The 25,842-nt window shown below is 44.6% G+C and carries 23 protein-coding genes; 10 read left to right on the top strand and 13 right to left on the bottom strand.

The genetic code is table 11. From position 1 onward, the window contains the following. Positions 1–2: 2 nt before the first annotated feature. The 3 genes from nirD to cobA form a co-directional block, all read right to left on the bottom strand. Positions 3–347, bottom strand: a complete 345-nt coding sequence (gene nirD / locus D5I41_RS04725; RefSeq protein WP_119008751.1) for a nitrite reductase small subunit NirD — start codon at positions 345–347, stop codon at positions 3–5. A gap of 70 nt (positions 348–417) precedes the next feature. Beyond that, positions 418–2,955, bottom strand: a complete 2,538-nt coding sequence (gene nirB, locus D5I41_RS04720; protein WP_119008750.1) for a nitrite reductase large subunit NirB — start codon at positions 2,953–2,955, stop codon at positions 418–420. Positions 2,956–3,020: 65 nt separating this feature from the next. Then, positions 3,021–3,833 carry a uroporphyrinogen-III C-methyltransferase gene (gene cobA / locus D5I41_RS04715; protein WP_119008749.1) on the bottom strand — a complete coding sequence of 271 codons (813 nt, stop codon included), beginning with the start codon at positions 3,831–3,833 and terminating at the stop codon, positions 3,021–3,023. Positions 3,834–4,257: 424 nt separating this feature from the next. Here cobA and D5I41_RS04710 point away from each other — a divergent pair, with 424 nt between their 5' ends. The 6 genes from D5I41_RS04710 (at position 4,258) to D5I41_RS04685 (ending at position 12,808) form a co-directional block, all read left to right on the top strand. Continuing rightward, a complete protein-coding gene (locus tag D5I41_RS04710) occupies positions 4,258–6,762 on the top strand; it encodes a molybdopterin oxidoreductase family protein (protein WP_119008748.1) in 2,505 nt (834 codons plus the stop codon). 200 nt (positions 6,763–6,962) lie between these two features. Further along, complete coding sequence (locus D5I41_RS04705; RefSeq protein ID WP_017031882.1) at positions 6,963–7,286, top strand: c-type cytochrome; 324 nt, start codon at positions 6,963–6,965, stop codon at positions 7,284–7,286. An 11-nt stretch (positions 7,287–7,297) separates the two neighbouring features. Continuing rightward, positions 7,298–8,710: a cytochrome-c oxidase, cbb3-type subunit I gene (gene ccoN, locus D5I41_RS04700; protein WP_119008747.1), complete on the top strand. Its 1,413-nt coding sequence runs from the start codon at positions 7,298–7,300 to the stop codon at positions 8,708–8,710. Then, positions 8,707–9,321: a cbb3-type cytochrome c oxidase subunit II gene (locus D5I41_RS04695; protein WP_186811067.1), complete on the top strand. Its 615-nt coding sequence runs from the start codon at positions 8,707–8,709 to the stop codon at positions 9,319–9,321. Before ccoN ends, D5I41_RS04695 begins: the two co-directional genes overlap by 4 nt. Further along, positions 9,318–11,474, top strand: a complete 2,157-nt coding sequence (locus tag D5I41_RS04690; protein ID WP_119008745.1) for a c-type cytochrome — start codon at positions 9,318–9,320, stop codon at positions 11,472–11,474. Before D5I41_RS04695 ends, D5I41_RS04690 begins: the two co-directional genes overlap by 4 nt. A gap of 71 nt (positions 11,475–11,545) precedes the next feature. Further along, positions 11,546–12,808 carry an MFS transporter gene (locus D5I41_RS04685; RefSeq protein ID WP_235868858.1) on the top strand — a complete coding sequence of 421 codons (1,263 nt, stop codon included), beginning with the start codon at positions 11,546–11,548 and terminating at the stop codon, positions 12,806–12,808. 54 nt (positions 12,809–12,862) lie between these two features. On the opposite strand, the gene D5I41_RS04680 is transcribed toward D5I41_RS04685, so the two are convergent. Then, on the bottom strand, positions 12,863–13,492 hold the full coding sequence (locus D5I41_RS04680; RefSeq protein ID WP_119008743.1) for a heme-binding beta-barrel domain-containing protein: 630 nt from the start codon (positions 13,490–13,492) through the stop codon (positions 12,863–12,865). Between the two features lie 486 nt (positions 13,493–13,978). Next, positions 13,979–15,130 carry a glycoside hydrolase family 5 protein gene (locus D5I41_RS04675; protein WP_119008742.1) on the bottom strand — a complete coding sequence of 384 codons (1,152 nt, stop codon included), beginning with the start codon at positions 15,128–15,130 and terminating at the stop codon, positions 13,979–13,981. Positions 15,131–15,913: 783 nt separating this feature from the next. Here D5I41_RS04675 and D5I41_RS04670 point away from each other — a divergent pair. Both D5I41_RS04670 and D5I41_RS04665 read left to right on the top strand, forming a co-directional pair. Next, complete coding sequence (locus D5I41_RS04670) at positions 15,914–16,381, top strand: hypothetical protein (RefSeq protein ID WP_119008741.1); 468 nt, start codon at positions 15,914–15,916, stop codon at positions 16,379–16,381. Between the two features lie 54 nt (positions 16,382–16,435). Further along, positions 16,436–16,915, top strand: coding sequence for a hypothetical protein (locus D5I41_RS04665; RefSeq protein ID WP_119008740.1), 480 nt, complete (start codon positions 16,436–16,438; stop codon positions 16,913–16,915). Positions 16,916–17,232: 317 nt separating this feature from the next. Here D5I41_RS04665 and D5I41_RS04660 read toward each other — a convergent pair whose 3' ends face one another. From D5I41_RS04660 to D5I41_RS04650, 3 genes are read right to left on the bottom strand one after another with little or no spacing between them, the layout of a single operon-like run. Continuing rightward, on the bottom strand, positions 17,233–17,712 hold the full coding sequence (locus tag D5I41_RS04660) for a hypothetical protein (RefSeq protein WP_119008739.1): 480 nt from the start codon (positions 17,710–17,712) through the stop codon (positions 17,233–17,235). Beyond that, the gene (locus D5I41_RS04655; protein WP_235868857.1) at positions 17,702–18,334 is read right to left on the bottom strand and encodes a hypothetical protein; all 633 of its coding nucleotides are present in this window, start codon (positions 18,332–18,334) and stop codon (positions 17,702–17,704) included. Before D5I41_RS04655 ends, D5I41_RS04660 begins: the two co-directional genes overlap by 11 nt. 3 nt (positions 18,335–18,337) lie before the next feature. Then, a complete protein-coding gene (locus D5I41_RS04650) occupies positions 18,338–18,694 on the bottom strand; it encodes a hypothetical protein (RefSeq protein WP_119008738.1) in 357 nt (118 codons plus the stop codon). A gap of 385 nt (positions 18,695–19,079) precedes the next feature. On the opposite strand from D5I41_RS04650, the gene D5I41_RS04640 reads away from it, so the two are divergent. Beyond that, positions 19,080–19,721 carry an outer membrane beta-barrel protein gene (locus D5I41_RS04640; RefSeq protein ID WP_119008736.1) on the top strand — a complete coding sequence of 214 codons (642 nt, stop codon included), beginning with the start codon at positions 19,080–19,082 and terminating at the stop codon, positions 19,719–19,721. A 236-nt stretch (positions 19,722–19,957) separates the two neighbouring features. On the opposite strand, the gene D5I41_RS04635 is transcribed toward D5I41_RS04640, so the two are convergent. The 4 genes from D5I41_RS04635 to D5I41_RS04620 form a co-directional block, all read right to left on the bottom strand. Continuing rightward, a complete protein-coding gene (locus D5I41_RS04635; protein WP_119008735.1) occupies positions 19,958–20,548 on the bottom strand; it encodes a GNAT family N-acetyltransferase in 591 nt (196 codons plus the stop codon). A 486-nt stretch (positions 20,549–21,034) separates the two neighbouring features. Further along, the gene (locus D5I41_RS04630; protein ID WP_119008734.1) at positions 21,035–22,312 is read right to left on the bottom strand and encodes a cytosine deaminase; all 1,278 of its coding nucleotides are present in this window, start codon (positions 22,310–22,312) and stop codon (positions 21,035–21,037) included. Positions 22,313–22,321: 9 nt separating this feature from the next. After that, entirely contained in the window at positions 22,322–23,560 is a 1,239-nt protein-coding gene (gene codB / locus D5I41_RS04625; protein WP_119008733.1) for a cytosine permease, read from the bottom strand. Between the two features lie 219 nt (positions 23,561–23,779). After that, positions 23,780–24,256 carry a TetR/AcrR family transcriptional regulator gene (locus tag D5I41_RS04620; RefSeq protein WP_119008732.1) on the bottom strand — a complete coding sequence of 159 codons (477 nt, stop codon included), beginning with the start codon at positions 24,254–24,256 and terminating at the stop codon, positions 23,780–23,782. Positions 24,257–24,449: 193 nt separating this feature from the next. On the opposite strand from D5I41_RS04620, the gene D5I41_RS04615 reads away from it, so the two are divergent. Next, on the top strand, positions 24,450–24,977 hold the full coding sequence (locus tag D5I41_RS04615) for a type IV pilin protein (RefSeq protein ID WP_119008731.1): 528 nt from the start codon (positions 24,450–24,452) through the stop codon (positions 24,975–24,977). Here D5I41_RS04615 and D5I41_RS04610 read toward each other — a convergent pair. Continuing rightward, a complete protein-coding gene (locus tag D5I41_RS04610; protein WP_119008730.1) occupies positions 24,961–25,842 on the bottom strand; it encodes a LysR family transcriptional regulator in 882 nt (293 codons plus the stop codon). The two genes, D5I41_RS04615 and D5I41_RS04610, sit on opposite strands and share 17 nt — an antisense overlap.

Here is a 25,842-nt window from a genome sequence, read left to right as displayed (position 1 = left end):
TGTTAAGCAGCGACGGCTTCAGAAACCTGTATCTGCACAGCGCCATCAAGCAGTCTTACAGGATAAGTTTTCACACTGACCTCAGGCTCTTCGATGCACAGTCCCGTTTTTAGACTGAAGTGTTGCTTATAAAGAGGGGAAGACACACAAGGCTCTCCGCCAATGCAACCTACAATCCCACGAGATAAGACCTGTGCTTTACCGATTGGGTCGTAATTTGAGATAGCGTATAACGCGCCAGCTCGCTGATAGTTGAATATCGCGACTTGTCGTCCATTGATCAGGGCGCAAACTCCAACATTTGGTGTGATGTCCGTTACATCGCAAATGGTCTGCCAGTGATTCATAGTCTTTCTCCTAGGTCGAAAATGATTTCTGGTTATGCGTGGTTATGGGATTAATAGAGCGTTTAGGCGCTCAATCGATCTCCACCACGTCTATTGATTGTTCAGTAATGTTGTTTGGAAACCTTTGCTCACGCTCTGAAACGAAGCTGAGTGTATTGTCACGTTGGTCCGTATTAATGAAGTGACTGAAACGCTTGAGCTTTTCAGGGGATTCAAGAGTGGTTTTCCATTCACATTGATATTGTCCAATAGTGGTCGCCATATCCTTTTCAAGCTCTACCCCTAGGCTTAACTTGTCTTCAACCACCACTTGTTTTAGATACTCAATGCCACCTTCAAGGTTTTCTAGCCACACAGAGGTACGCTGCAAGCGCTCTGCGGTGCGGATATAGAACATCAGCATTCGGTCGATGTACTGGATTAAGGTTGCTTCGTCTAAGTCAGTGGCAAGCAAGTCGGCATGTCGAGGGCGCATACCGCCGTTACCACACACATATAGGTTCCAGCCGTTTTCAGTGGCGATGATGCCGACATCTTTAGACTGCGCCTCAGCACACTCTCGAGTACAGCCCGATACCGCGAACTTCAACTTGTGCGGAGAACGTAAACCCTTATAACGATTTTCGATATCAATAGCTAAGCGAACGCTGTCGCCGACCCCATAGCGACACCAAGTGCTACCGACACAAGACTTCACTGTACGCACTGATTTGCCGTAGGCATGTCCAGTTTCAAAGCCTGCATCTACTAGCTTTTTCCAGATGATAGGTAGGTCGTTTAACTCTGCACCAAATAGATCCACACGCTGTCCGCCAGTGATCTTGGTATACAGGTCAAATTCTTTAGCCACCTGCCCAAGCACAATCAGCTTATCGGGTGTGATTTCACCGCCTGCAATACGCGGTACAACAGAGTAGGTACCGTCTTTTTGCATATTGCCTAGGTATATATCGTTGGTATCCTGCAGCTCCATATGCTCATTCTTCAGAATGTAATCATTCCAAAATGACGCCAAGATAGAGCCGACCGTTGGTTTACATACCTCACAGCCGTGACCACTGCCGTATTGCTCTAGCAGTTCATCGAAGGTTTTGATTTGATTAACACGAACGATGTCGCTGAGCTCTTGGCGTGAGTAGGCAAAGTGCTCACACAGGTCATTGTTGACCTCTACACCTAGGCTTAATAGTTCACTGTCCAACACCTGTTTTGCGAGTGCGCTACACCCTCCACAACCCGTCGAAGCATTGGTCGTTTCTTTAAGAGCCGACATCGTGCTGCAGCCGGCCTGAACCGCTTGCTTAATATCACCTTTAGTCACATCAAAGCATGAACAGATAACCGCACTATCCGGCAAGGCATCAATACCCATACCGGCTGACTCTTCACCTGCAACATTAGGCAAAATAAGTACGGAAGGATTCGACGGCAGTGGCATGTCATTTTGCTTCATTTGTAGCAAAGTACCATAGGCTTCAGCATCGCCCACCAGCACAGCGCCAATGATCTTGCTGCCATCCTCTGAGACAATAAGACGCTTATAGACTTGGTCAATCTCATCACTAAAGGTGTAAGACTGAGCGCCTGGTGTTTGACCATGCACCTCACCGATACTCGCTACATCAACGCCGAGCAGCTTCAATTTAGTGCTCATATCAGCACCAGTAAATGATGCGGCCTCTGATTCGCCTTCTAGTAAATGAGTGGCAGCAACCTTAGCCATCTGATAGCCCGGTGCAACCAAGCCAAAGATGCGATTCTGCCAAAGGGCACATTCACCTACTGCGTAGACATCGGGAAGGTTCGTTTGGCAGTAATCGTTAACTACTATCCCGCCACGCTCACCTATCTCTATGTTTGCTTCACGAGCCAGTTCATCCTGAGGACGGATACCTGCAGAGAATACAATCATATCGGTCTCTAAATGAGAGCCGTCAGCAAAGTTCATTCGATAGCGAGCATTCTCACCCGCGACGATTTCACTGGTCGCTTTTTGCGTATGAACCGAAACACCGAGCGATTCTATTTTTCGGCGAAGCAAGGCACCGCCACCGTCATCGAGCTGCACTGCCATCAAGCGCGGCGCAAACTCAACTACGTGGGTTTCTAAGCCAAGTTCTTTGATAGCATTTGCTGCCTCTAGACCTAGAAGGCCACCGCCCACAACCACACCGCTTTGGCTTAGCTTGCTTGATTCCTCAATTCCATCCAAATCTTCAAGGGTTCGGTATACATGGCAATGATCACCGTCATTACCAGGGATGGGTGGAACGAAAGGAAAAGAGCCCGTAGCCAGCACTAAAGAATCGTATTGTTCGATACGACCGCTTTCGGTGATCACTTGCTTGGCATCAGTATCAAGCTTGACCACTTTATCGCTAACCACAAACTTAACGCCATTGTCGGTGTAATAACCCTCATCAGCTAAAGCCAACTCCTTAGCACCTCCAGTAAAATAAGAGGTAAGATGAACACGGTCATAGGCAAGATGTGGCTCCTCAGAAAACGTAATGATTTCTATGTCATCCCTTTTCTGCTGCAATAGTGTTTCTATGTATTTGTGGCCTACCATGCCATTACCGACCACTATCACTCTTTGCTTTTTCATAATATCCATTCCTTGAAACCCGAATTTTGTTACTAATGTGCGTAATCTTCCAAATACCTTTGCGACTATGCCGTCATTTGCAGTGTTTGCTCATGCTCTACTTTGCATAGCTGCCTGCCAGACAGTTGACCAAGCCAGTCCATTTGCTCAGCAACGGACACAACCTCGCCCACTACAATCAATGCAGGCGACTGAATTTGATGCTGTTGTTTAAGTGAAGTTAACTGATGAAGTTTGCCGATAAATACGCGCTGCTTAGGGGTGCAACCATTCTCAATGAAGGCAACGGGGGTGTTTTCTGATAATCCCCCCTTAGTCAGTTTCTCCATTAACATGTCCGTTTTACTCAGCCCCATATAGAAGACCAAGGTTTGCTTCAGCTGAGCCAGTGCATCCCAGTTGATATCGAGCTCTTTGTCAGCGTGAGCGGTAACAAAGGTGCAGCCTTGAGCCAAACCGCGGTGAGTAAGAGGAATATCTGCGTAACTAGTGCAACCTGAAGCGGCCGTAATGCCCGGTATGACATCCACTTCTACACCCTGTTTTGCCAGCATCAGCATCTCTTCACCGCCACGCCCAAACACAAAAGAGTCTCCGCCTTTCACGCGACAAACATCTTTACCTTCTAGCGCTGCATTCAGTAATAAGGTGTTGATCTGATCTTGCGTTGCGCAGTGCATGCCTTTGGATTTACCGACAAAGACTTTCTCTGCTTCTTCTGGGAACAGGGCTCGGATTTCATGACTCACTAAATTGTCGTACATGATAAATCGAGCTTGTTGTATGGCTCTGCTCGCTTTTACCGTTAGTAAGTCAGGGTCACCTGGACCTGCTCCAACTAAGGTTACTCGACCTAGATATTTGCTTTGAATTCCCATTATTTTGCTCCTATATCTGGTACATCGTGACTTCTCACCATCACTACCAAATTTTTATTCGCCTCTGTGCCAACTCCTGCAAATTGGAGGCCAATAATTTGATCTAAGACAAAATTAAAATTTATTAACCTTTAATAACAATTACTTAACCATAAATTACTTTGCAAAAACACTGTGCAAATTTCACACAGAAAAACATAAACTCACAATTTATGTCCATTCGCGGTGCAAAATTGATCAAAATGGTGCAGAAACAATCATAAAGAGCATATTAAAGCAATAATAACATACCACTTTAGGGGTAGATGTGAATTTAAGTGAATGTTTTATAAGGTATATTTTTGAATAGTGTTTTTTTTGGGGCTTTGGTTTGATTTTTGCAAGGTAATAGATATTAAAGCTTAAGACATGAAAGGGAACGCCCATGACTGAACATAATGAAGGATGGATCAAGACCACTTGTGCATACTGCGGCGTTGGTTGCGGAATCGAAGCCAGGCCGAAGCATTCGGGGGAACTGGAGATACGTGGAGATAAGGAACATCCCTCTAACTATGGCAAGTTGTGTACTAAGGGGATAGCGCTAGGAGAGACGGTGATTCATGATGGTCGCCTGTTATCTCCAACCCTAAAAACGGGCCATGCTGATGAAGCACTGTCGTGGGAAGATGCCACGACTATGGTCGCAGAACAATTTGCACAAACTATCCAACAACACGGCCCTGACTCCGTAGCATTCTATGTTTCAGGACAACTATTAACTGAGGATTACTATGTTGCCAACAAGCTCATCAAGGGCTTCATGGGAACGGCTAATATCGATAGTAACTCACGCCTTTGCATGGCCTCCTCTGTTGTCGGGCACAAGCGAGCGTTTGGTAGCGATACAGTTCCCGTTTGCTATGAAGATCTCGAGCAAGCAGAAATGGTGGTTATTGTGGGGTCAAACCTTGCTTGGTGCCATCCTGTTTTATTTCAACGACTTCGCACAGCCAAGCAAGAAAACCCTTCGCTAAAGATAGTAGTGGTTGACCCAAGAAAGACCGATACCTGTGAGCTTGCCGATACCCATCTGCCTATTGAATCGGGCTCAGATGTGGCTTTGTTTAATGGTTTACTTTCGCACCTTATCGAGCAGGACGAGCTGGATCACGAGTTTATCTCCTCACATACCGATCATTTTGACGAGACCATTCACGCTGCACTTTCAGAACAAAATATAGAAGAAATCACAGGGCTTACCGAGCAACAATTAATGCAGTTTTACCGCGAATTTACCAACACAGACAAGGTAATCACTATTTACTCTCAAGGGGTGAATCAGTCCAGTAGCGGCTCAGATAAAGTGAACGCTATTCTCAACTGTCACCTTGCCACGGGTAAAATAGGTAAAACAGGCTGCGGCCCATTCTCTGTCACTGGACAGCCCAATGCTATGGGCGGGCGAGAAATTGGCGCATTAGCAAATACGCTTACCGCACATATGGAGTTTGACAACCCTGAGCACCTGCGACTCGTCAGTGATTACTGGCAGACGGACACCCTAGCCACACAGCCCGGCCTGAAAGCCATCGACATGTTTGATGCCATAGACTCGGGGAAAATAAAGGCGGTGTGGATCATGGCCACCAACCCTATGGTCAGCCTGCCTAATTCTGGCAAGATACGATCTGCGCTGGAAAAATGCCCACTCGTAGTCGTCTCAGATTGTATTGCTGATACCGAAACCAGTCGCTTGGCCGATGTCGTTTTGCCAGCTCAAGGATGGAGTGAGAAATCAGGTACGGTGACTAATTCCGAGCGCCGAATTTCAAGACAGCGACGCATTCTGCCTAGCCCCGGAGAGGCAAAGCCCGATTGGTGGATCATCAGTCAGGTTGCGCAGAAAATGGGGTTTAAAGAGGCCTTTGACTACATACATGAGGGCGAGATATTTTCTGAGTACGCCAAGCTGACGACTCTAGGAAATGATAACTTAGAACGTGACCTTAATTTAATTGGTTTAACTCAGCTAGACGACAAGGGCTATAGCCAGCTTAAACCGCAGCAATGGCCAGTAACAGAGCTTCAAGACCAAGTAGTAAATCAGAGGCTGTTCAACGATGGTCAATTTTATACCCCTAATAAGCGAGCTCGATTTGTTGCTGTTAACTACCAAGCTCCATTGGCCAAAACAAATGCCAAACACCCATTAATCCTAAACAGCGGTCGGGTTAGAGACCATTGGCACACCATGTCTAGAACGGGCCTGTCCCCTAAACTGGCAGAGCACACCAGTGAACCCTTTGTACAACTACATCCCGATACGGCGTCAAAATACCAAATATTGGACGGTCAGTTAGCTAAGGTGTCTAACTTCCAAGGAGAGGCGTTAGTGCGAGCTAAGGTTACGTCAGAGCTATCCCCATCACAGCTGTTTATGCCAATACATTGGAACGAGACCACCTCTAAAAACAGTAAACCTTGTGCACTGATTGCCAACACCACCGATGAATTATCTGGGCAGCCTGAATTCAAGCATTCCGCCGTCGCGATCTCCTCATTTACCAGTGCCAGCTGCGCTGTCTTCATTTCCAGAGATACTCTGAATTTGAATGACATTGACTACTGGGCACGACAAAAGGTTCAAGGTGGCTATTTATATCGAATTGAATCAACCCTACCCATGAGCGAGCTTGCGGCTATGTTGAAAGACTATTTGCAAGTAGATGACCAACGCCTGATCAGCTCCGAATCCCATCAAGGTCAAGCCCATTGGCTCATTTTGGACAATAACAAACCGACCCAACTGCTGTCAGTGCAAAAGTACTTTGCTGATTGGGAGGTAACAAGACTCATTGAGTTGTACCTGCAAACTGATGAGCAAGCAGACGCTTCAGAACTCATGCAAACTCTGGCAAACGAACCCCAAAGCTTAGCTCCTGCTTAACCATGATAGTCATCGCCAAGCACCCTAAAATTCTTACTTATAGGGTGTTTGACCTCAATAAACTAAACCTTTTCCTATTCAGATGCGTAGAAAAAAGTAGCCAAAGCAACGCCTTATTCGAATGGTTAACTATACTTTGGGCTACATCTGTCAACACCTCTCTTTCGTTCGAATAGAGGATCGGAAAAGGATTTACACCGATGAAAGTGCTGTTACTCGCAATACTAGGTTTAAGCGCGACCGCTTATGCACAAGAAGATGCACAGTTTGAAGTAGGCAAAGCCAAGGCCAAAGTCTGCATGACTTGTCATGGCGAAGATGGCATTTCCACCCTTGACCCCTATCCGAACCTTCGCGGTCAAAAAATGGGATACCTCATTTCCTCATTGAAAGATTACAAAGCGCGAGAAAGAACCAGTGGGTTGGCTATTTTAATGCAGCAACAAGCAGATGCCCTCACCGATCAAGATATTGAAGATATCTCTTACTACTTCTCCCAACTTGGTCAAGACACGCAGCCTTAGAGGACTCTCTGATGGAAAACGAAACCACGGTGTACAGCACCAAGGTCGTCAAATACTTCGTTGTGGCGTCCGTAATCTGGTCAGTAGTAGGAATGTTTATCGGTGTAGTACTTGCCGCTCAACTCTATTGGCCCATCCTTAATTTTGATTCGGAATACTTCCAGTTTGGTCGACTGCGTCCGCTGCACACCTCTGGCGTTATTTACGGCTTCGTCGTCAACGTATTAATGGGCGCATCTTTGTATATCGCCCAGCGCACCGGACAATGTGGCTTGTTCAATAAAAGCCTTGCGTGGATGGTGTTTTGGGGATGGCAATTGGTGTTATTGCTCGCTCTCTTATCACTGCCTCTGGGTTACACCACATCAAAAGAGTATGCAGAGTTAGAGTGGCCAATTGACCTGCTTATCGTGCTGGTATGGGTCCTCTACGCCATCCTTTTCTTTGGCACGTTAGCAAAACGAAAGGCCAATCATATTTTCGTAGCAAACTGGTTCTTTGCCGCGTTTATTATCGTTATCGCCCTAATTTTTGTAGTCAACAACTTGGCGCTCCCTGCTTCAATGATGAAGTCTTACTCTGTCTTTGCTGGAGCTCAAGATGCCATAGTTCAATGGTGGTGGGGTCATAATGCAGTAGGCTTCCTGTTAACCGCTGGCGTTATTGGAATGAACTACTACTTCATTCCAAAAGTAGCTGAACGACCTATCTATTCTTACCGTCTTTCTGTGATTCACTTTTGGGGGTTGGTCGGCTTCTATACCTGGGCCGGGACTCACCACCTCATCTACTCTTCTGTCCCAATATGGGTGCAAAACATCGGTATCGTGATGTCGCTGATCCTTTGGCTACCCTCTTGGGGTGGTGCGTTCAACAGTGCTATGACGCTGCTGCAAAACAAAGAGAAGTTGAAAAATGATTACATTATGCTGTTCTTCTTTTCGGCCATTCTTTACTACTGCTTAGCCACATTTGAGGGTCCATTGCTGGCGATTCGTTGGTTTAACATGCTCGCACACAACACTGAGTGGATTATCGGTCACGTACACTCGGGCGCACTGGGTTGGGTGGGAATGTCCGGTATTGCTGTTTTCTACTACTTCATTCCGAAACTGTGGGGCAAAGACAAGCTGTACTCTACACGACTTATTAAGTGGCACTTCTGGCTGGCGCATGCCGGTGTCGCTATTTATGCCATCGCGCTATGGGTGGCGGGTATCGGTGAGGGCTATATGTGGCTCGCACAAAGTGAAAATGGCGAACTGGTTTACAGCTTCGTTGAAGCCATGGATTTCAAAGCGCCTTGGTTATTCTTACGATTCTTTGGTGGGGCACTGTTTGTACTCGGCCTGCTACTGATGGTGTACAACCTGTATAAGACAGTCAAAATGCCCAAACTAGTGCTTAAAAGGGAGGCGGCATAATGAGTAAAGACTTCACTCAATCGGTCGTTATTCTCATCATTGCGACCATAGTTGTAGCGTCCTTCTCAATATTAGTGCTGATTGTACCCAATATTGTCCGAGGACCAGAACTGGCAGCCAATAGCATGGCAAAACCACTCACTGCCGTAGAAGTTGCAGGCAGGGATATCTATATCAGCGAGGGCTGTCATGTGTGCCACACGCAAATGGTACGCCCTTTAGAGCCAGAGGTTAAACGCAACGGCAGGGCCAACCAAGAGCCGGATGATATCTACGAATTTCCAAATCTTTGGGGTTCAAAACGTACTGGCCCAGACCTCACTAACTTGGGAAGAAAATACTCAGACCAGTGGCATGTGTTGCACCTAGTTAATCCGCGAGATGTCATACCGACCTCTATCATGCCCTCTTATCCGTGGCTGTTTGAGCAAAAACTCTCTGGTGATGACATCACTGACAAAATGCTCACCCTGCGCACATTGGGTGTACCGTACAGCGATGATGAAATCGCCGATGCTCGCCTACAGGTGCGCGGTAAAACCAAGGGCGAGGTATTGATACGTTACCTGCAAAGTCTCGGGGTTGATACGGCAGAAGGAGTAACTCAATGAGTAGTTTCTGGAACTTATGGGCCGTTATCTGCACCGTCGTTTTCTTTGTATTAATGGTGGGAGTTGTCGTCAAGTATTGGCGCAAAAATCACGAAGCGGACGCAAACAAGTCTTTAGCAACCTTTGATGGCATAGATGAAAATGATGCACCGCCACCTAAGCTGCTGTTTATCAGTTACTTTGTTGCCTTCTCTATCTCCGTTGGCTATTTGATTCTGTACCCAGGGCTTGGCAATTGGCAAGGCTTGGTGGACTGGGAGCAAAGTGACGACAAACTAAGTACCACGAGTACAACCTTGGACGAGCAATTCGCAACGGTCACTGACACCTCATTAATGAGCCTTGCGCAAAATGAGGCCATTACCACCTCAGGACGAATGCTATTTCAAACCCATTGTGCGGCTTGTCACAGAGACAATGCCCAAGGTCAAAAGCACTTCCCCAACCTCATCGACAACGATTGGATGTATGGCGGCAGTGATGAGGCCATTATTCACTCCATTGAAAAAGGCCGCAATGGCGCAATGGCAGGGTACAACGAGGTCCTCAATGAAGATGAAATTGCGAAGCTCTCCTACTACTTAGCTTCTTTAAATCAACGTCATTCCAATGTGCCAGCGGTTAAGGTCGAGCTCGGCAAGCAGCTCTTCACTCAGTACTGCTCCGCTTGTCATGGTGATGGTTCAATCAGCAATCAAGAGCTAGGCCTACCCATCCTTTCTGATGACACTTGGCTTCACGGCGGAAGCATAGAAGAGATCCAACACACTATCCGATTTGGTCTCAATAACGTCATGCCAGCCTTTGAAGGGCAATTGTCACGCAACCAAATTCTAGCGATCGGCGCTATGATCACCAAGTCGCGTTTAGATTGGGATGAAAAGATTGCAAGCTTAGACGCTGACGCTATTGAACGCGGTGAATATCTCGCTCACGCGGGTGACTGTGTAGCCTGTCATAGTGCTGAAGGCGGTGAACCCTTTGCCGGTGGCTTGCCCTTCGTGACCCCTTTCGGTACCGTCTACTCAACCAATATCACACCCCATACCAGCGAGGGTATAGGAGAGTACGACTTTGAAGATTTTAAGGCGGCTCTGGTTGATGGTAAAGGTCGTCATGGCTACCTCTACCCTGCTATGCCCTACACCTCTTATCAGTACGTCACAGACCAGGACATGCTCGACATGTGGGAATACCTACAATCTATCACTGCAGTGCCAAGGCGTAACGATGACAACAGCATGATCTTCCCGTCGAATATTCGATTAGGACTGCTTAGCTGGAACATTGTGTTTATGGATACCAATCCACTTTCCTATGATGTCCCAGCAGAGCTCAAAGAGAGCGTAGACGATGTAGAAAAATGGCAAAAGGGTAAGTATTGGGTCGCAGGCCTAGGACACTGTTCTGAATGTCATTCTCCGCGTAACATTGCTCAGGCCATCATTGCTGACCGTATATTCCAAGGTAATCTCATCGATGGATGGAATGCCCCGGATATTACCTCAAATGAGCTATACACCGACGGGTGGGATGTCGAGGTATTGACTGATTTTCTACATACCGGACATTCAGCGAAAGGTACTGCCTTTGCCGGAATGGCTGATGTAGTGAAAAACAGCCTCAGTCTGATGACCAGAGAAGACGTGGAATCTATGTCTTACTACCTCATAAAAGGGGATTCCGATAACTTCATCAGTCCTGACGCGGTTGTATTAAAGCCTAAAGGATTTGACGACAGCGCCTATAACTCTGACATCTACCCTATTTACCAACAAACCTGTGGTGCTTGCCACGGCGAAGACGGTAAAGGGCGAGATCCAATAGCACCGGCACTGCTAGATAACGGCATCATAATGCACCGTGACCCGTTCAATACCATAGCGGTTACCGTGCGTGGCTTAGAGCCCACCTACTTGGTCGAAGACAAGAACTTCATGCCTATGGCAAGCTTCGAGGACGTGCTATCAGATCAGCAATTAGCGGAACTGATTACCTTCGTACGCTATCACTTGGGAGCGAGGGACGTGGTAGTCACCGCTGAGGATGTGAAAGACGTGCGAGAAACCCTTGAGAAAGCCGGTTTCGCAGGGGGGGTTCACACCACACCTGATATGTACGACCAACGCGATAGAAACATTAATATCAAGTAGGTCTACTCTCAAAGAACGAAAGGTCTCGCATTACGCCGAGGCCTTTTTCTTTTTAGGAGATCTATCAGCTGGTGAAACATCCAATCGATGTAATTCGATTGCCGAACTCTCCTATACTCAAGAATCGATATCTTGATGACCCCAACTTAATGAATGCACAACAAAAAACCTGCTTCTATTCTGTATTTGCATTAACTCTAGCCCTTGGATTTGCCGTGGACATCATGGTGCCATCATTGCCCGCTATCACTCAGCATTTTGGTGAAAATGACCACTCTGGAAGCTTGATCGTTTCGTCTTACCTCATGGCTTATGCCATTACTCAAATCCTCTCGGGCTATATCTCAGACGTACTGGGTAGAAAGTGGCTTTGTTCAGTCAGTGCCATCTTATTCAGTATTTCCCTGTTTATGTGTGCTCATGCCACCAGCCTTGATCAACTCATCACATTGCGAGTAGTACAGGGCTTCTGCGCTGGATTTTTTGGCGTTATCGGTAGGGCTGTATTAGCTGACGTATTCGAAGGAGAAGAGCTCAGCAAACACTTTGCTACCCTAGGTCTGGTTTGGGCTATGGGACCGATTATTGCCCCTTTCATTGGCGGTCATATGCAGACCTGGTTTGGGTGGCAATCAGTGTTCTATTTCCTCTCTGCCATGAGTGGTGTCATTGCCCTATTTGTCACTGTAGTACTCACCGAGACTTTAAAAGAGCGGATTCGCTTTAACCTAAGCACCCTAGTCGACAGCTATTCGTATGTGTTAACCAAAGATCAGTTCATCCGTCTTACCATCGCGGCTGGCATGGTTTACGCCATCATTTCTTCTTTCAATGTCTTTGCCACCTACATCTTTCAACAAGGCTTCGACAAGTCAGCCGATTTTTACGGTCAAGTGAGCCTCTTGATGGGTGTATTTTGGCTTTCCGGACAAATATTCTATCGTCATTTACTTGCTAAAAAGCTTTGGAATAAGCAATGGCTCATGCGTATTTATGGGGCGGGAATCGGTAGCGGAGTGTTGCTCGCCATCTGCTTTATGGCCTTTGGAGCCAAGACATGGATGTTCATCGCATTCCCTGCAATCTGTTTCTTTACTGCATCCATTATCTATATACACACCTTTGTCTACGCGTTTTCAATCGTGTCAAAGAAGGCTGGTACCGCAAGCTCCTTGGTAGGATGTATCTCTGCGTTTGTTGCAGGCGCAACACCAGCACTGACTGCAAAGGCGCCTTTTGAACCCACTCTAGTGCTGATTGCCTCCATGGTGATCCTATTTATAGGAAACTGGCTTCTCAACCTATCTTCCATTAAACAGCGCTACCCCGATTAAATAGCAAAAAGGGCAACGTAAGCGTCACCCTTTGATTGAAGTATTTGGATAAAACTAGTTCTTTACTCTCTCTAGTACCGAAGAGTCGGTATGAGCAAATGAGCGATTATAGATATCAAGCGCTGTGGTTTGTGAATAGGTTAAGGTATCGCCCTCTACCTTAATATTCATAGAGAAATCCGTGGTCGATGCATTATCTTTCATATAGTTAGACTCTGCGATGCCACGATCTGATAGCTTGAGGGACATCTCACTGCCTGCGACACCTTCAGCAGTCACACAGGTAGTTCTTGGTACACAAAATGAGTTGTACACTATCTGGTTATCTTTGTCGTAAATGAAGTAGCCTCGTTGATCATGAAACTTTGAGTCGTCGGCTTTTCTAAAGACTTCTTGCTTATAGTACAGAGCTACTAATGTTTGCTCACTCGCATTGACCGCGTCAGCCGCAACCTCAAACGTCATCACCTCATAAAATGGGGTGATCGCTGGTGCACCTTCGCCTTGCGGTGTTCCTGTTTGAGCCGGTGAGATATCTACGCCACCACTTTCAACAGACTTCCATGTACCAACAAACTGCGCTAATGGACCAAAATCTAAACCATCAATGATAGTGTGGTCATGGTCTGCCATAGCGCTAAGTGGAGCCATGAGTGATATTGCGAGAATCGACTTTAACTTCATAGTACTTCCGTTCCAAGGTGATTAAGAGTTACCCCATATTACGGAAACACATTTTTAACTAAATTAATCGATATCAATTTACGCACTGGTAACAGATGCAAAGTGTAACAAACAATTATTCTCAATTAGATGATCAGAAAAAACACCCACCGCGACCAAGCTATTGCGATTTGCTGTGGTTTTGAAGTAGCACACATATGCTGGCGCCCTAATAGGCAGTCTATCCAGACCTATTAAGGCGTTGGCTTTAAAGCGCCGGCTTAATTACGTTGTTAGCAAGTGCCATAAGCTCTGATTGCGTGGGCGCTTCTGCGGCTTGTCCGTGAGAAATCAGTCATACCGATATTGTCGGCAGTAGAGAACAAGATACATTTAAGCCCCGCTTGCATTGTACTTAATACCAATCGTAGTAAATATCTGGTCATCCTAGCTTGGATAGCGAGACGTCATCACGTGTCCATATAAGCTCTGTTCAGTGTCGTTTTGTTACTTATCTGTAGGAATAAGCCCCTCAATCAGCGCAGATCGCCACTGCTTTGCATATGGGTCATACGCGCCAAATCCAGAACTATACTCCCAATAGTGCCAACTAAAGCTACGTTTTTCCGACTCTCTGGCGATGAAAGCTGTCCAAGCCCTTTGATCTTCGGGCTTTGAGACTTTGCTATAGACACCAAACTCTCCGATGTTGATTTCAAATCCACGCCCTTGCACATTATTCCAGTCAGAGACTGCATCTAAATAGTTATATAGCGTCTGCTTTTCAGCATCAGTGCCGAGCCAACGCATGCCTGCCCATTTGTTGGCGCCATCAACCCATTCAGCACCTTGGTGGGTGAACTTAAATGGTTCATAGAAGTGCACTGTGATAATGGTGTTGTCAGGCGTAGATTCTTGCGGTAGTTTCAGGGCCGGCAGTTTGAATGGGCCGCCCCAATCAGCCGTGCCAATCATGATTTTTCGTTGGCCTAGGGAGTTGTTCTGCGTATCAGCATTGTCTGTCCACAGCAGGCTAGTTAAGTCGTCGATAAGTAGGTTCCACTCATCGACACCCACCTCTTCATGCGGCTCATTGAGCAGCTCAAAGACAAGCTTATCCTCTGGGTATTCATCCAATGGGAAATGTATGGCTAATTGGTTCCAGATTGCATTGAGTCTTTCTCTGTGATGTTGAAACTCACCTTTGTTGTAGAACATTTCATTGTAGTGGTGAGTATTGATGATCACGCGCAGATCTTCTTGAATCGCCTCATCAACGACTTGCTGGACTCGAGATAGAAATGCTGCATCAATAGTAAATGGCGCGTTTTCCAGCGCATGCGCATTCCAGCGAACAGGGATGCGTACACTCGCAAAACCGTGACTAGCAATATTATCAAAATCACTAGCTTGAATGGTTAGGCCACCATTCCACTCACCTTCGTAACTAGGGGACTCAAAGAAGTTACCCATGTTGATACCGCGACCAAGAAAGCTCTCATTGAGCCCCTTGCTTTTGTTCCAATCATAGAGGTCGGTATAGTAAGACTCATCGAGTACGACTGTGGCATCGCTGTTGTCAGTGCTTGAGCCGCATCCTGATAATGTTACAGCGCAAATGAGGCTCGCGCTAAGAGCGTGGTGTTTTGCTAATTTCAACGGTGTTTCTCCATAAACTCAGTTGGAGTTAGTGGAGCATAAAGTGCCATTGTTAAATACCTAATAGCTCACAAGTTATTGTTTATATTTACTAAATAACTAGCTCTTCACATTTCCATGAAACTAAAAGGGAGTGAGGCTGTAGTGGATGAACAAATTTAGCCACATTTCTAGAGTTTTTGTCATGAGAAAAGTAGGTTAAATGCCAAACTCAATGCCGTGTAGAAAACCTAACGTAAACGCAATGGGGCAATTTCGTGTTAAGTCCCCCTCAGCAAGGTTCTGGACAATTTCGAGTTACGATACGTAAAGTATTCTAGCTGTTTGCATTGCTTTTAGCGTTATAAACCTGTTGGCAAAATAACTCAAGCTATTTCAATTTCATTAATCTTAGTTTTACGTAAATTAACTTACATCCCAGTTTATCAATAGTAGACTTAGACTAATTGATAATTAGTTGTACATAAAAATAACTTCACGAACATTTATATTAAGTAAACACAGTGTTAAAGCCTAGCTTAGAAAAGTCTAAAAGCACACTATAATTTAGTTGTTGCAAACAATATTACACATTCTTATATCTGCTATCACTTCTGTGCATAATGCACACTCAAAAAAGACATAACCCAATGATATTTATATTTTTTATGATAAATACAGTTATTATATATTGTTTATCATATCCCGCCATGAAACTATTTCTCCTATTGAACGAATATTGGACATTACTTAATATTCCCTTAGCGAAAAGCACTAATACATTTAATTTAATCAGGAAATATTATGAACAAAATCTCATTGGCTATAGCGATAAGTCTTGGTATGTCTTCAGTAGCAATAGCATCAGATTGGAACGTAGAAACTACAACTGAAGGTAAGAAAGTTGCAGTTTCAAATACGGTTGAAGGAAAAACACAAGGTGTATTCTTTCATATGGATTCAGATGGAACCCTTATCGTAAATACGAAAGCAACTGGCATGTCTTGTATGATGGACGAGCCTAAAGCAAGTGTTGTTACTTACAACGACCAAGCAGTTAAAGTAACTATAAAGTGCTCAGAAGAGGGTAACATGGAAATGTCACCAGTTTCTGATGCAGGCCTTGAGTTCTTGAACAACGAGTTGTTGAAAAAGAAAGGTGTCACTATTAACACTAAACGTGGCCATACAGGTTATATCTCCGCAGAAGGTTATACGGCAGCAATGAGTGAAGTTGGTCAGGACGAATTTTCTGAAGAGGTCGCTCTGTAGCAGTGATTTGTTTGCAATACACATTGATTATGTTTGTTAAGTACCGGAGATAAAATGAATAAGATTCTCAAGTTAATGTTAGTAGGGCTAATGTCTTCTTCTTCAATTGCATGTGCATCAGGTTGGACAGTGAAGACTGATACATCAGGAAATGCGGCGGTCTTCTCTCCAGAAGCTGAGGGCGTTTATAATGGAGTTTACTTCTATATGAATGCACAAGCGACTCTCTTCGTTCGTATAGCTGGTGTTAGTTGCCAAGAGATGAATAAAAATGAAACGCAAAAAGTAGAGTTCGGTAACGTTTCATATAATGAGCAACAAGTGCGTGTCAAAGTATTATGTGCTGGTGATGATATAGCTATGATGCCTGTAACAAATAAAGGTAAAAATTTCATACTAAATCAACTTGAAACTACGCCAGAAGTTCATATTATTACTCCAAAAGGAAGAGAAGCAATAATAACATCTAAAGGCTACACAGAAGCTCTGGAACAGCTAAATTCTGGAGATTCACATAAAGCAACAGCAATTTAGATACTTCATAACATTGAAAATAACCACTTTATCAGTGGTTTATTTTCTTTTAGCACACAGCACATATCTGAACTGATTACTCAGAATATCTAAACTGGGAGTATATTTCTTTGAGTATTTGTACCAATGTGTAGTGGTGTAGTGGTGTAGTGAATTTGGCCACATAACTAGATATTCGGGTATAAGCGAGAGTAAATTGCGTAACGCAGTATGCGCAATAGTTTTACAAATCGAAATGGAGAAAAAGTGAGCTAGTGATTGGACTCCTTTGTATTACCGTAGGAATGCGTAATAGCTTGCGCTGAAGCGAGGCATGGTTATTTAGGATCAACCGTATCAGGAAGTAAGGCTTCGATTGCGATATATTCCTGCCAATTGAGAAGCAGGAAACCAAAATAACTCACGCCACTACACAGCAAGATAGAGAGAAACAGCAGGGTGAAGGTTTTTACCCCCCCCTGCTTTAACTTACGTGATACCAAGGTAAAAACAGGAATCCCTATCAAAATCGGCGCTAGCAGAGCCATACTGATCTGTCCATAACGATTCCATGCTCTTAAAAACTTACGCAGCCTAGGCCGAAAGTGTACTGCTCTTTTAAACGGTAAAGGCACTTCTAAAACAGAACCAAAATACCAACCAAAGAACCCCGCTCCCATTGCAGGAAGGATGTTAAACATAAACATCTCGGGATAACTCAGCCCTAAGAACCCAGCCAAAGCCGGGCCTGTATAGGTTTTCCATACGCTCAACGCAACCATGGCAAACCCAATCAACCAGTAGGATTCAGGACTCACTTGGCTTTTTCCAGTTTGAACAAAGTGCCGTTAACGCAGCTTGAAAATGCAACACCTTATCGTCCACGTTAGATTGGAACAGATTATTGACCCATCCGGGAACACTAGGGCGTACCGTATTACTTGCTTGCACATCCACCAGCACTTCAGTTTCGGAGATGGGTTGCAATTGATAAGCAAAGGCAGCTTCATCGACAAACATATTGTAGTTATACAAGCTTTGCTCGATTGAGATTGAGCCCGGCTTGTTGGCCCGTTGTTCGAGTACTTGAACCTTGGTATCGAAGGTAATACTCAACAATCCGGCGGGTCTTTTTCCTTTAAGTTGTTCCTCTACTAAAGAAAACTCAGTTTTGCGGTTAATCTTGTTCAAAACCTCTACAGAATCAAAATCGATCTGCGCAATACAATCGGGCGTCATCCTTGATATAAACCTAGCTCGATACAGGCTCTGATTTTCGTTCTCGGATTTATAGGTATACACCCATACAAGTCTAGGTGTCGGTCTCTGCTCAGACTCAAACAAAGATGAGGGTACATGCTCTACCCTTGACTCATGCTCACCAGCAAGCAACGAATGACAGAGTAGAAGAAGGAGTAGAGTGACACTCGATCTCAACATAAATTACACCGAGGTCTCTGGTTGTTGTGAATTGCTATACCAATTGTCGAGCAATAACCGATAAGTTTCCTCGCAAGATTCCTGTTGGTCCGCTAATACATCCTCTTCTTCTATCTCATTCAACAACTGAGCGTGTCCTTCAGTGGTAGAGTTGCCATATATAAGCGGGATCGGTTGCTTGAATGGGAGCATTACAGTTACGATCTCTACAAATTCTTCCGTCACTTCACTGTCGATAATCAATTCATAAATGGCTTGTTGCTGCTTGTTGAGCCGGCTTTCATAGTCAACATCCACCAAGCCCTTAGACAGGCTAACAGGTGATACCAATAACAAAGCAACTATTGCAATCCTTAGCATGGCAATCCCTTTATGTGTGCTATCCGAGTTCTGTTTTTCAATACGCTTTATCAATAACGAAATTTAACATTGAAAATGCGAGGGTCATTGTCGATGAATAAGATTATGGGCCCTTGGTAACCCCTATTTACTCACCTGCTTTGAATAGCATAACAAAACTTTTTAATATCACCATGAATAGTAAAAGAAAGATTTTTCAATAGATTACCAACATCTTTATCTTGCTCAGTCACGGTAACTAAGCTTGAGGTTATGGCAAGACGCAAACGCTTTCTATGATAATGAAACTCGCTAACAATTTTGACAACTTCGTTTGCATTCGTATCAATAAGTAACCTTCTTGTTACCCTCATGTTTTGATTTTCAATACTCCGTGGGGGGGAATATGAAACTAAACACAATAGCGGTCCTAGTGGGCACTCTTCTTGTCTCTGGTACAACATTTGCTGGTGAAACCAATGGTTGGTATGTCGGCGGGGGTGTTGGCAAGCCTAGCTTTGATGATGGTGGCTTTGTCTCCGACTTAGCAAAGGATAACTCTAACATTACAAACGCTAGCTTAGATGCTGAGGGCATGTCCTACACCCTGTATGGCGGTTACTTTTTCAATCGCATCGTTGGGGTCGAGGCATCTTATAATGATTACGGCAAAGTGAATGCCAAATTTACAAATACTAGTTCTGGGCAACAAAGCAACATAAGCACCAAGGTCTTCTCTCCAAAGTCTTTTTCAGTTTCGGCAAACCTTGGCTACACCTTCGATAACGGCTTGCGTCCTTTTGTAAAGGTAGGCGTATCCGCAATCGACTTACAGCAGTCTGATAATGTCATGATCCTCGATGGCGACACTGGGCCTGCAGGTCATTACGGTATTGGACTCGATTATTCTCCTATGGATGCCTTCCAAGGTCTGACACTTAGAGTGGCTTATGAGGGTGACATTACAGAGATTGATAGTAAATATGATGATTCCAGTTCAACTTGGAATATGAGTACGGTTTATGGTGGTATTGCCTATAAGTTTTAAAACTTAAACATCGGAAGATGCAAGTAGATAGGAAATAGCCCCTCTTAAAGTAGAGGGGCTTTGCGTTTAGCGTTTGAATGTCACCGTTTCTTCTTCATCCAAATGGATGGAGGTTTGCGCGGGCTGAGTTTGCGCAATAACTCGTCCATGACGAACAGAATAACGAACTGGCACTTGGCGGAGCAACGCGTACCAAACTTGAGCGAAGCGAAAACAGCAAGCGTTGCTAGGGTCTGTTAGCTGTATGTTGACAACTTAAACTCTAAGCTCTCTTTGACCGAAAGCCATTCAATATTGATGATTGAGAACACCACTGTATCTCGATAACCACCATTAGGCATTTTCTGATGATTTCGAAGCACTCCATCTTGCTTTGCACCCAAACGAGCAATAGCAGACCTCGAAGCTTGATTATGCCAACTTGTCCGAAATTCAACTGCAATAGCATTGAGGCTTTCAAAAGCGTGAGTTAGAAGAAGTAACTTACACTCTGTATTACATGATGTTTTTTGATAACTTTTGCTATACCAAGTGTAACCAATTTCTACTCGTTGATTTATTGGATCTGCATTGCAAAAGCGAGTTGAGCCAATAACCTTACCGCTTGATTTTTCGATGACAACAAAAGGCAAAGCTAAACCCTTGGCTTTCTGTTCTAAAGCTGTCGCAATGTAATCAGTAACACTTTCGTTATTTGGTACAAATGTGAACCATAATTTCCAAAGCTCACCGTCAGATGCAGCTTCCACCAATGCATCTTTGTGATCCATTCTTAAAGGCACAAGTTTTATATTTTTCGACTCTAACTCTATATCTTTGAACCACATTTTACTCTCCATGTATGCGTGATTTTGATGAATACAGCTAACATTTTAATATCGTACAGGCACGAATTCATACTTTCAGCATATCCCAAGTGTTCCACCTAACCAACTGAAATATATACACATAATAGAATGGGACTGATTTTTCAGTTGCAAACCGTGCAAGCACATATAGCTTCCTATTCAATAGCTAAGAAGTAATTGAGCAACATGTTTGTGCGTAGCCGTGATTGAAAGTCAGTCATTTTTCACATGCTTTTTGTTTATCCCTCAATAAACTATAACACCCTATTTTCTGTCTAATAGCTAAAAAGCGGGGTGTTTTTTGTCATGTGTTTGCCATTAGTTCAAGTATTGAAAAAACAGCATTCTCAGATTTGGGAAAGGTTACTGCTGACTCATTTAGGGGCTAAACGGAGTAGACTACAGTGGAATGTAAAAATCCCCCGATAAATCGAGGGATTTGGCTTTTAACTCAAGAATTAATGATTAACGCTTAAACGTTACCGCTTCTTCTTTGTCTAGGTGAATTGACGTTTGTGCAGGCTGTGTCTCAGCAATAACTTGACCATGACGTACAGAGTAGCGCACTGGTACCTGACGACGAACCGCGTCGAAACCATTTTCAGCCGGCAAGATAAGAAGGCTGCCTGGTTTGCCTTCTTCAATACCGTAATGTTCTTGAATATTTAATGCCTTAGCTGAATTCGAGCTGATCAAATCAAGTGAGTTGTTAATTTGGTCGTAGCCCATTACCTGCGTAACATGCAGTCCCATATGCAGTACTTGAAGCATATTCGCAGTGCCCAACGGGTACCATGGGTCAAACACATCATCGTGACCGAAACAAACGTTGATGTTTGCTTCAAGCATCTCCTTCACACGAGTTACACCACGGCGCTTAGGATAGTCATCGAAGCGACCTTGTAAGTGAGTGTTGACTAGCGGGTTAGCCACAAAACTAATGCCAGACATCTTCAATAAGCGGAACAAGCGAGACGCATACGCACCGTTGTACGAACCCATCGCAGTGGTATGGCTAGCAGTAACCTTATCGCCCATTTCATATTTATGAGCAAGCGCTGCCAGAGTTTCGACAAAGCGCGATTGCTCATCATCAATCTCATCACAATGCACATCAATCAAGCAGTCGTACTTACGAGCCAACTCAAAGATGTAATGCAGTGACTCAACACCGTACTCACGGGTAAACTCAAAGTGTGGAATCGCACCTATGACATCTGCGCCAAGTTGCACTGCTTCCTCAAGTAGCTCCTTACCATTTGGGTAAGAAAGGATTCCCTCCTGAGGAAAGGCGACTATCTGAATGTCCACCCACTCCTTCATTTCGTCACGCACTTCTACCAGAGCGCGTAGAGCGAGCAGTGTCGGGTCTGAAACATCAACGTGTGTACGTACGTGTTGAATGCCGTTAGCAATCTGCCATTTTAAGGTCTGCTTAGCACGAGACTTCACATCTTCCATGGTTAGGGTTTGCTTTCGCTCTGCCCAACGCTCGATACCTTCAAACAAGGTGCCAGAGATATTCCAGCTTGGCTCACCCGCCGTTTGAGTTGCGTCTAAATGGATATGGGGTTCACAAAAAGGAGCAACTGCAATACCACCCTCGGCATCCAGAGTTTTACCCGCAAAGTCTACAATTGAGGTAGCATTCACAATACGTGCAAACTTACCATCTTCAATCAGGATTTGCTGAAGGCCTACTTTTCCTGGAAGTCGTGCATTATTGATTAATAATGAGCTCATAAATTACCTTTAAGCCGTTTGTTCCGTCAGGGATTTTTTATTAAGCAACGGGTTAAGAATCAAGTAACAAATCGCTCCGCCCAATACCGCATTCAATGGCACGATACCTGGGATAAATTTACCTGATGCTACACCGACTGCCATCGCAATAATTGCTGCCCAGTTTACCGCAACAAACTCTGCTTTAGCGAAGTCTTTATAGCGTTTTTTATTCATCATGAAGTCAGCAATGATAACGCCACCGATTGGCGGGATTGCCAGTGACAAGAAAGTCAGCCAACCAACAAAGTTGTTGTACAACCACAGCGCGAAGATGGTGCCGACCAAGCCATTGATAATTGACAGCATGGTGCTTGAGCGACCAGTAATGTTTGAGAAACCAAGACCTGATGCATACAGCGCATTTTCATTGGTGGTCCAGATGTTCAAGCCCAACACGATAATCGCAGGAAGCAATAAGCCTTGCGCCATCATCACATCAGAGATATCCGCTTGACCCGTTGCTGCAGCGCCCGCCGCACCAAAGATAAACATAAGCGAGTTACCGATAAAGAATGCAACCATAGTAATAACAACCGCACCCGATGCTTTCTTGCCAAAACGGACAAAATCAGCAGTTAAGGTACCAGCGCTAATAAACGAACCGACCACCATAGCCAAAGCAACTGAGAAATCGATAGGGGTTTCAGGCTGGATAAGTTGTAGCTGGTCAAGACCGCCAACACTGTCCACAGCGGTTAATACTGAATAACCACCTAGCACGGCAATCGCAGGAACAGCAATGGCAGAGAGCACCATCAAGGCTTTAATACCGAAGTAAACGGTACCTGTCATCAGTAAACCAGAGATGACGATAAGAACGTTGGTATCAATGCCTGTCGCTTTTTGCACTGGGATAGCAAACATTGCCACACCAACCCCAAACCAACCTACTTGAGTACCACCCAACAGTGCTGACGGAAGCCAAGAGCCTTTAGTACCAAAAGAGAAACGCGCTAATAAGTGAGTAGAGAGTCCGGTGGAAGCACCGATGTAGCCAAGAAAAGAAGTGTAAATACCTAGGATAAGGTTACCGATGAGAACAGCGAGGAAGAAGTCGTTGAAGTTAAGCCCAGTGCCCAGTGAACCACCAGTCCACATACTAGCCGAGAAGAAAGTCAGTCCTAACATCACCATGGTTAATGATGCCATACCTTTTCTTGCCTCGGCTGGAACCGGCCCAAGACTATAGTTATTGTCGCCCGCCATTTTACTCTCCGTACTACACATTCAAAAAAGATTATGTGTGCGCGATTTTCACGCAAACGGGCGGTATTATGTTGATATAAATCACAGAGTCAATGCATTTATGCCTAACCAAACGTTTGCTTTAAAGTTAATCAATCTAAATGCATTAATAAACAACGGGTTACAAAATATAAAAAATTATATTATTTTCCGTAGCCAACGAATTGCGCTTTCCAAGACTTAAGCGTCACACTTTGTATCAAACAACAGCGCCATAACTGACCTTCCCATGACCAAGTCAATGATCTCACGAGCGTCCTCACTCGGCAGATGCTCCGAAACAATTTCAATAAGCTTTAACACGCCTCTTTGGGTAGACGGATTGGACTCTGTTTTAGCAGCATTGGCTACAAACATGCGAATGACCATAGAGAACTCTCTCTCCGTTAACGCTTGCTCCCAAGATTGAATGAATGCTTCTCGCGATGAGAAATCAAGACAGGACATGATGATAGGTAGAATCTTGCCTTGCAATGCCATCGCAAACTCACGATTTGAAGGGTAATATCCCTGCAAGGTACTCTTTCTTAGACCAGTCTCTTTTGCTAGTCGGTCATAGGTAACGCTTTCCCAACCTTCTGCAAGGAAGACCTTTACAATCAGTGCGTTATATTTAGCTAGGTTTTCTTCTTTTTGCTTCTGGGTAATTCTTGCCATAATAATCCCGTCTAATACCTATCAAGTATGATGCTCACGACTCTATCACATATTCGTACTCTACACGAATTACCATCATCCCAATTTTACCTAACATTTACACTGTAAATGTATATAGGATGACATACGGATTGAGTGGTAGTATTCTACAGCCTTTGGTAAGGTTTATTCGAGACAAGTCGTAGTAAATAGCATGAAATCATTATCTTTTAGGCACAAAGGTTTTACCTTAATTGAACTGGTAATCGTTTTGGTATTGCTTGCTATCCTAGGGGTCATTGCCTCTGTAAAATATTCTGATTATCGCGTCGACACTAAAATCGCCAGCCTAAGAGAGGCGGCAGCAGCAATGACCAGTGCTATCGAGATAGTTCATACCAAAGCTGTACTCGCAGGAACTGACCAAGGAGAAAGCAAAATAACACTCAATGGCGTTAACGTCCTCTTGTTCGAAGGCTACCCTACCATTGACTCTAAGGTGAGTTTTCCTGATCTCAACAATCAAGTACAAGCCTGGCTAGACATTGACTCAGTGGATAGAGATACTGCAAACAAAAATAGAAATGCCGCACCGCTATTCACCGATAAACGCAGCGCCTTAAAGGAGATAAATATCTTCTTTAGCCACGATTATGACCAAAAAAGTGGCACCTTTGGTTGTCAGGTGCAGTACAGAAATAGTGCGCCCCCAACTATCACCGTCCTCACTGACGAGTGTTGACGTTAAGTTTTACAAACTCAACAAATGCCTTCAATTTAGCCGAAGGATAAATCAGTTGCGGATATACCATATATAAAGAGTTAAATGCGTCAGAGGTTTCTTCTGCTAGCACCTGAGTGAGCACACCATTGTGTACATCGTTTTCAACAAAGTAGCTGGCGATACGCACAATACCCTCATCTTTTAATGCAAACTCTCGAAGCATACGATTGTCATTACTTGCCATCCAACCGCTCACTTCTACCTCAGTCGTTTTCAACGGCCAAGTTCGCTGATGTAAGGTCGTTAAGCATTGGTGCTTATCAAGATCTTCAATTCGTTCAACAGCGCCAAAGCTTTGCAAATACTTAGGCGAAGCCACCAGCCAGTGCTGATAGTCAAACAGCCGATAGGCCACCATATCCTCAGGGGGGGATTGAGTGGCGCGAAACGCTAGATCGATATCCGTTTGGTTGAGATTGAATGACTGATAGCTGGAGTTGATTTCAAATGTTATCTCGGGATGCAGCTGTTTAAATGCTCGGCAAAGCCCCATCAAGATAGATTCCGCAAACATCTTCGGCGCGGTAAGGCGCAGCAGTCCTGAAACCTCATTGTGTTCACTATTGAGGTTTCTCTCCAGATCAAGCACAGCACTACGAATGCTTAACCCTTGTTGATAAGCTCGCTCTCCCTCCGGAGTTAAACGTACGCTCCGTGTTGTCCTTATCACTAGTGGTGCCTGAAGCTCACTCTCTAGTTTCTTTATTTGCTCCGAAAGATAGCTTCTTGAAATACCGAGAACTTCTGCTGCTCGAGAGAAATTAAGTTGCCTTCCTAGCTCAACAAAGAGCATCAAACGCTCCACTCGCTTATGTTCGTTCAT

It is taken from the genome of Vibrio superstes (assembly GCF_003569005.1).
Classification (GTDB): Bacteria; Pseudomonadota; Gammaproteobacteria; order Enterobacterales; family Vibrionaceae; genus Vibrio; species Vibrio superstes.
Note: the sequence above shows the minus strand (reverse complement) of the source record. Positions and strands in the feature narration are given on the sequence as shown.